This is a genomic window from Streptococcus sp. BS35b (assembly GCF_000286475.1).
Taxonomy (GTDB): Bacteria; Bacillota; Bacilli; order Lactobacillales; family Streptococcaceae; genus Streptococcus; species Streptococcus oralis_W.
The window spans coordinates 1-7243 of record NZ_ALKH01000014.1 but is presented as its reverse complement, the minus strand read 5'-3'; the positions used below and the strand labels follow the sequence as shown (position 1 = coordinate 7243).

At 40.6% G+C, this 7243-nt stretch carries 5 protein-coding genes; all 5 read left to right on the top strand.

Going from position 1 to position 7243, the window contains the following annotated elements:
• On the top strand, positions 1-1140 hold a 1140-nt coding region (locus tag HMPREF1149_RS10260; protein WP_000585155.1), incomplete at its 5' end, for an SspB-related isopeptide-forming adhesin.
• Between the two features lie 132 nt (positions 1141-1272).
• Positions 1273-1800 carry an FUSC family protein gene (locus tag HMPREF1149_RS10255; protein ID WP_000119908.1) on the top strand — a complete coding sequence of 176 codons (528 nt, stop codon included), beginning with the start codon at positions 1273-1275 and terminating at the stop codon, positions 1798-1800.
• 76 nt (positions 1801-1876) lie between these two features.
• Positions 1877-2233: a transcriptional repressor GlnR gene (gene glnR / locus HMPREF1149_RS10250; protein ID WP_000659550.1), complete on the top strand. Its 357-nt coding sequence runs from the start codon at positions 1877-1879 to the stop codon at positions 2231-2233.
• A 36-nt stretch (positions 2234-2269) separates the two neighbouring features.
• Positions 2270-3616, top strand: coding sequence for a type I glutamate--ammonia ligase (gene glnA / locus HMPREF1149_RS10245; protein WP_001122897.1), 1347 nt, complete (start codon positions 2270-2272; stop codon positions 3614-3616).
• A 291-nt stretch (positions 3617-3907) separates the two neighbouring features.
• Positions 3908-7243, top strand: a 3336-nt coding sequence (locus HMPREF1149_RS10240) for an isopeptide-forming domain-containing fimbrial protein (protein ID WP_009067944.1), incomplete at its 3' end; no start/stop codon positions are given.

Sequence of the window (7243 nt, the reverse complement as noted above, 5' to 3'; positions counted from 1 at the left end):
AAAGAAGTTCTAGCTGGTTCAACGAACTACTATGAACTGACATGGGATTTGGACCAATACAAGGGAGATAAATCTTCTAAAGAAGCGATTCAAAATGGTTTCTACTATGTGGATGATTATCCAGAAGAAGCCTTAACCCTTCATCCAGAATTGGTTAAGATTCGTGATCTAGAGGGCAATCTTGTACCAGGTATCAGTGTTCAACAATATGATAGTTTAGAAGCTGCTCCTAAGAAGATTCAAGAGCTGTTGAAGAAAGCAAACATCACTGTTAAAGGTGCTTTCCAACTCTTCTCAGCTGATAATCCAGCAGAATTCTACAAGAACTATGTGGCAGCAGGAAAATCATTACTCATCACAGATCCGATGACAGTTAAACCTGAATTTGGTCAAACGGGTGGTAAGTATGAAAACAAAGCCTACCAAATTGATTTTGGAAATGGCTATGCTACAGAAGTAGTTGTCAACAATGTACCAAAAATCACACCGAAAAAAGATGTGACAATCAGTATGGATCCAAGCAGTGACAATATCGATGGCCAGACAATCCCGTTGAACCAGTACTTCAATTATCGTCTAATCGGTGGTTTGATTCCACAAAATCATTCTGAGGACTTGAATGACTATAGTTTTGTAGATGATTATGACCAAAAAGGTGATCAATACACTGGAAACTATAAAGTTCTTGCCAAGGTTGATATCCGATTGAAAGACGGTCGTGTTATTAAGGCAGGGACAGACTTAACCGCTGAAACACAGGTTGAACATGACCAAGATAAGGGAATGATTACCATTCGCTTCAAGGAAGAATTCCTTCAAGAGATTCAGTTGGATTCTCCATTCCAGGCTGAGACTTATATTCAAATGAAACGAATTGCTGTCGGAACCTTTGAAAATACCTATGTAAATACTGTGAATAAAGTTGCTTACGCCTCAAATACAGTTCGCACGACAACGCCAGAACCTAAGAAACCAGAGGAACCAACAACTCCTAATTCTAATCCAAATCCAAAAGGGAACCCTACTCTACCTCAAACAGGTACAAATGATTCAAGCTACATGCCATATCTTGGTCTAGCAGCTTTAGTAGGAGTTTTAGGACTTGGTCAGTTGAAACGTAAAGAAGACGAAAGCAAATAAGCTCTGAAAGTTAAATAAAAAAGAGGAACTCTGTTTCCTCTTTTTTATAGCCTAAATTAAAAACGCTTCCTATTGATTTTTACTCATAAAATCAACTGATTTATGTTAAAATGGTAGTAGAAAGTTGAGATTATGAGTTATTTTAAAAAATATAAATTTGATAAATCACAGTTCAAACTTGGTATGCGGACTTTCAAAACGGGAATTGCCGTTTTTCTAGTTCTTTTGATTTTTGGCTTTTTTGGCTGGAAAGGTCTTCAAATTGGTGCTCTGACAGCGGTTTTTAGTCTGAGGGAGAGTTTTGATAAGAGCGTCCATTTTGGAACTTCACGTATTCTAGGAAATAGTATCGGTGCCTTCTACGCCCTTATCTTTTTTCTCTTAAATACCCTATTTCATGAAGCCTTTTGGGTGACCTTGGTGGTTGTTCCAATCTGCACTATGTTAACCATTATGACAAATGTGGCCATGAATAATAAATCGGGGGTTATTGGTGGTGTAGCAGCTATGTTAATCATTACCCTATCAATACCGAGCGGTGAAACAATTTTGTACGTGTTTGCGCGCGTATCGGAAACTTTTATGGGAGTTTTTGTCGCAATTCTCGTAAATTATGATATTGATCGTATTCATCTCTTTTTAGAGAAAAAAGAAAAATAATGTTACATTTTATGACATTATTAATTGACGTTTGTCTTTTTTTAGACTATAATAGACAGAAAGAAGGAAAATGTAAATGAAGGAAAAAGAATTTCGCCGAAATATGGCTGTTTTTCCTATCGGCAGTGTTATGAAGTTGACCGATCTCTCGGCGCGTCAGATTCGTTATTACGAAGATCAAGAGTTGATTAAACCTGATCGAAACGAAGGAAACCGTCGCATGTATTCGTTGAATGATATGGATCGTCTGCTTGAAATCAAAGATTATATCTCTGAAGGCTACAATATCGCTGCCATTAAGAAAAAATATGCTGAACGTGAGGCGAAGTCCAAGAAAGTGGTGAGTCAGACGGAGGTGCGTCGCGCACTTCATAATGAACTCCTCCAGCAGGGGCGCTTTGCTTCAGCACATTCACCTTTTGGTCGCGGTTAGGCAATCGCAAGTAGTCATATATTAAGGAGAAAAACCATGCCAATCACAGCTGCAGATATTCGTCGTGAAGTCAAGGAAAAAAATGTTACCTTTATTCGTCTCATGTTCTCAGATATTTTGGGAACGATGAAAAACGTCGAAATTCCTGCTACAGATGAACAGTTAGATAAAGTCTTGTCAAACAAGGCTATGTTTGATGGATCTTCTATTGAAGGTTTTGTACGTATCAATGAGTCAGATATGTACTTGTACCCAGACTTGGATACATGGACAGTCTTCCCTTGGGGAGATGAAAACGGAAGTGTTGCAGGTTTGATCTGTGATGTCTATACAACAGAAGGTAAACCATTTGCAGGTGACCCTCGTGGCAATTTGAAACGTGCTCTTCGCCATATGGAAGAAGTAGGATTCAAATCCTTCAATCTTGGACCAGAGCCAGAATTCTTCCTATTTAAACTGGATGAAAATGGGGATCCGACTCTTGAGGTAAATGACAAGGGTGGCTACTTTGATTTGGCACCTACAGACCTTGCGGACAATACGCGTCGTGAGATTGTGAATGTCTTGACCAAAATGGGATTTGAAGTAGAAGCAAGTCACCACGAGGTTGCGGTTGGACAACACGAAATTGACTTCAAGTATGATGAAGTCCTCCGTGCCTGTGACAAGATTCAAATCTTTAAACTCGTTGTTAAAACCATTGCTCGTAAACACGGTCTTTATGCAACCTTTATGGCAAAACCAAAATTTGGTATCGCTGGATCAGGTATGCACTGTAATATGTCCTTGTTTGATGCAGAAGGAAACAATGCCTTCTTTGATCCAAATGATCCAAAAGGAATGCAGTTATCTGAAACGGCCTACCATTTCCTTGGTGGTTTGATCAAGCATGCTTACAACTATACTGCTATCATGAACCCAACAGTTAACTCATACAAACGTTTGGTTCCAGGTTATGAAGCACCTGTTTACATTGCTTGGGCTGGTCGTAACCGTTCGCCACTTGTGCGCGTACCAGCTTCACGTGGTATGGGAACTCGTCTTGAGTTGCGTTCAGTGGACCCGATGGCAAACCCATACATCGCTATGGCTGTTCTTTTGGAAGTTGGTTTGCATGGTATTGAAAACAAAATCGAAGCACCAGCTCCTATCGAAGAAAATATCTACATCATGACAGCAGAAGAGCGTAAGGAAGCTGGAATTACTGATCTTCCATCAACTCTTCATAACGCCTTGAAAGCTTTGACAGAAGATGAAGTGGTCAAGGCAGCCCTAGGTGAACACATCTACACTAGTTTCCTTGAAGCCAAACGTATCGAGTGGGCTAGCTATGCAACCTTCGTTTCACAATGGGAAGTTGATAATTATCTTGACTTATATTAAGAATATAAAAAGATTGTCTGGTTGGGCAATCTTTTTTTGTTGAAATGAGACTACAACTATAATGTTATGATTAGCAGAGAAGACTATTCTTTATAAATAATACAAAAAAGTATTTTTGGAAGTTTTACGGTACCATCTGTTAATATGTCGAAACAAATAATAGTATAGGGATGCGGGAAAATAGTTTTTTTCTGTATTTCCTTTAAATTGAAATAGTTTTATGTTAAAATGAAGTGAACATTTCTTTTTAAAATGATTGTATACAAATCATTTTTAGTTTGGAGGTTAATTATGAAATGGAGAAGAGGCATGAAAGTGCCGTTTTCTACTAATTTAGGTAGAAAAACAAAGGCTTATATTGGCCTGATTGTTTTACTTTTTTCTATTTTTCTTCTTCCGGTTCAGTCTTATGCTGCATTAGAAGAGATTAAAAATGGAACGGATATCTCAACCTTGGATATTCGTAAGTTTAATTTGAACATCAACAATGTTAGTGTTTTATCTAAATCACAGGCTGTTGATCAGTTTCATCTATCGAATCCCCACTATGAATATCTCTGGGGTGGTGCCTATCCAGGCGAGATGGAGAACTTTACTCTTAAAGTAGATAAAAGTAAAAAACAGGATCAAGTTTTCGAAAATCCTCTTTCTCTAAAATTCACAAATATTGGGACAGTCAATGGTAAGCAAGTAGATGCTTATTTAAAATTTAATAAGGTCACTCTTCACTATCTAAATACTGCTCAGGCAGAGTCTGAAATGAATCGTGCTCAAAAATCTACTGTCGAATTTTTCTCAATTTCTGAATTATGGGAAAGTAGTGCTTTTGAAATTGGGAATGTTCCTTATGTGGATGCGAATCATGACTACATCATGAATAAAGCGTTTTGGATTGATGCTGATGTAACAGCCGAGTTGAGTTATGCAGATGGATCAGAGACAGATTTGAAGTTGGTCATGAAACCAACGGACATCGATGCAATGGATGCAAATAACTTGAAGGAAACTTTCTATGTTAAAGATTATCAAAATGATGTCAATCTTCGTCTGATGAATAATGCTAATGTTTTGAAACAGGAAGACCAAGGAGAACGAACTGCTTGGATTGCGACTCAAGTAACAAGTGGTAGTAACTATGAAAACAATGTTTCAGGTTTAGCGCTTCGTTCAAATAGTAACAGTTTGAATTTCGGTTATTCATCTACGGAAACCTGTTCGGCGGTGTTTGGACTGTATGTTGAAAAGATTGACCCAAGTCCAGTCCTAGAGGTAGAACCTACTGAGATTCCAGCTAAAGAGGGGCAGGATGTAACTTATAAGGCTACTTTTAAAGTTCCGGTTCCAGGTAAAGACCTTTTAGCAGCTCCATCATCTATTGAAATGGTTCAAAATTTTGATGATCGCTTGGACTATAAAGAACTTAAAGTTGAATCAGGTGGAGTGACTCTGCAAGAAGGACGTGACTATACGATTGAGAAGTCAGGTCAAACAGTTACTGTTAAAATGACACCTGAATATATAAAATCAAATTCTGCCGCTGAGATTATTATCACTTATAAAACAGCTACAAACAAAAAAGTGGAAGAAAAGGGACCTGAAAAAATTAACAACACTGTAACCTTGCATGTTGATAACTTATCAGCTCCTTCTAATCAGGTGAGCACTGCTCTTCTTTACGAAAAACACCATGAATTTGTCAGTGGAACTCCAGGTAAAGAGTTGCCACAAGAAGTGAAAGACTTGCTTCCAGCAACAGAAAAGGATTTACCTAATGGCAGTCAAGTAACGCCAACACAACCAAGTCAAACAGAAGTGAAGACCGCAGAAGGTACGTGGAGCTTCAAGTCCTATGACAAGGCATCAGAAACCATCAATGGAGCGGATGCTCACTTTATCGGTACTTGGGAATTCACCCCAGCTCCAACTTACAAGGCAACACATGAATTTGTCAGCGGAACGCCAGGAAAAGAACTTCCGCAAGAAGTGAAATCCTTGCTTCCAGCAGACCAAACAGACTTGAAAGACGGTAGTCAAGCGACTCCGACTCAACCAAGTCAAACAGAAGTGAAGACCACAGAAGGTACATGGAGCTTCAAGTCCTATGACAAAGCATCAGAAACCATCAATGGAGCGGATGCCCACTTCGTCGGTACTTGGGAATTCACCCCAGCTCCAACTTACAAGGCAACACATGAGTTTGTCAGCGGAACTCCAAATAAAGAACTTCCACAAGAAGTGAAAACCCTACTTCCAGCAGACCAAACAGACTTGAAAGATGGCAGCCAAGCAACGCCAACACAACCAAGTCAAACAGAAGTTAAGACCGCAGAAGGCACATGGAGCTTCAAGTCCTACGACAAGACATCGGAAACAATTAATGGATCAGATGCCCACTTCGTCGGTACTTGGGAATTCACCCCAGAGCCAACTTACAAGGCAACACACGAGTTTGTCAGCGGAACTCCGGGTAAAGAGCTTCCACAAGAAGTAAAAGCCTTGCTTCCAGCAGACCAAACAGATTTGAAAGACGGCAACCAAGCAACGCCAACGCAACCAAGTCAAACAGAGGTTAAGACAGCAGAAGGATCATGGAGCTTCAAGTCCTACGACAAGACATCCGAAACCATCAATGGATCAGATGCACATTTCGTCGGCACCTGGGAATTCACTCCAGCGCCAACCTATAAGGCAACTCACGAGTTTGTCAGCGGAACTCCAGGTAAAGAACTTCCACAAGAAGTTAAAGTCTTGCTTCCAGCAGACCAAACAGACTTGAAAGACGGTAGTCAAGCGACTCCGACTCAACCAAGTCAAACAGAAGTGAAGACGGCAGAAGGCACATGGAGTTTCAAGTCCTACGATAAGACATCTGAAACTATTAATGGAGCAGACGCACACTTCGTAGGCACCTGGGAATTCACCCCAGCGCCAACCTATAAGGCGACACACGAGTTTGTCAGTGGAACTCCAGGAAAAGAGCTTCCACAAGAAGTAAAAGCCCTTCTTCCAGCAGATCAAACAGATCTAAAAGATGGAAGTCAAGCGACTCCAACGCAACCAAGTCAAACAGAGGTTAAGACATCAGAAGGTACTTGGAGCTTCAAGTCCTATGACAAAGCATCAGAAACCATCAATGGAGCGGATGCCCACTTCGTCGGTACTTGGGAGTTTACAGCAAGCCCAGTTCCAACAGTGACTCATAAGGCGGTTCACGAGTTTGTCAGTGGAACTCCAGGCAAAGAACTTCCGCAAGAAGTGAAATCCTTACTTCCATCAGACCAAACAGACTTGAAAGACGGTAGTCAAGCGACTCCGACTCAACCAAGCCAAACAGAAGTGAAGACGGCAGAAGGTACCTGGAGCTTCAAGTCCTACGACAAGACTTCAGAGACCATTAATGGAGCAGACGCCCACTTCGTAGGCATCTGGGAATTCACTCCAGCGCCAACCTATAAGGCAACTCACGAGTTTGTCAGTGGAACTCCAGGCAAAGAACTTCCACAAGAAGTGAAAACCCTACTTCCAGCAGACCAAACAAACTTGAAAGACGGTAGTCAAGCAATTCCAACGCAACCAAGCCAAACAGAAGTGAAGACGGCAGAAGGTACCTGGAGCTTCAACGTCCTA

Bases quoted from the DNA above. Each gene is read 5' to 3' on its own strand.
- glnR (WP_000659550.1), top strand. From the start codon at position 1,877: ATGAAGGAAAAAGAATTTCGCCGAAATATGGCTGTTTTTCCTATCGGC.
- HMPREF1149_RS10255 (WP_000119908.1), top strand. From the start codon at position 1,273: ATGAGTTATTTTAAAAAATATAAATTTGATAAATCACAGTTCAAACTT.
- glnA (WP_001122897.1), top strand. From the start codon at position 2,270: ATGCCAATCACAGCTGCAGATATTCGTCGTGAAGTCAAGGAAAAAAAT.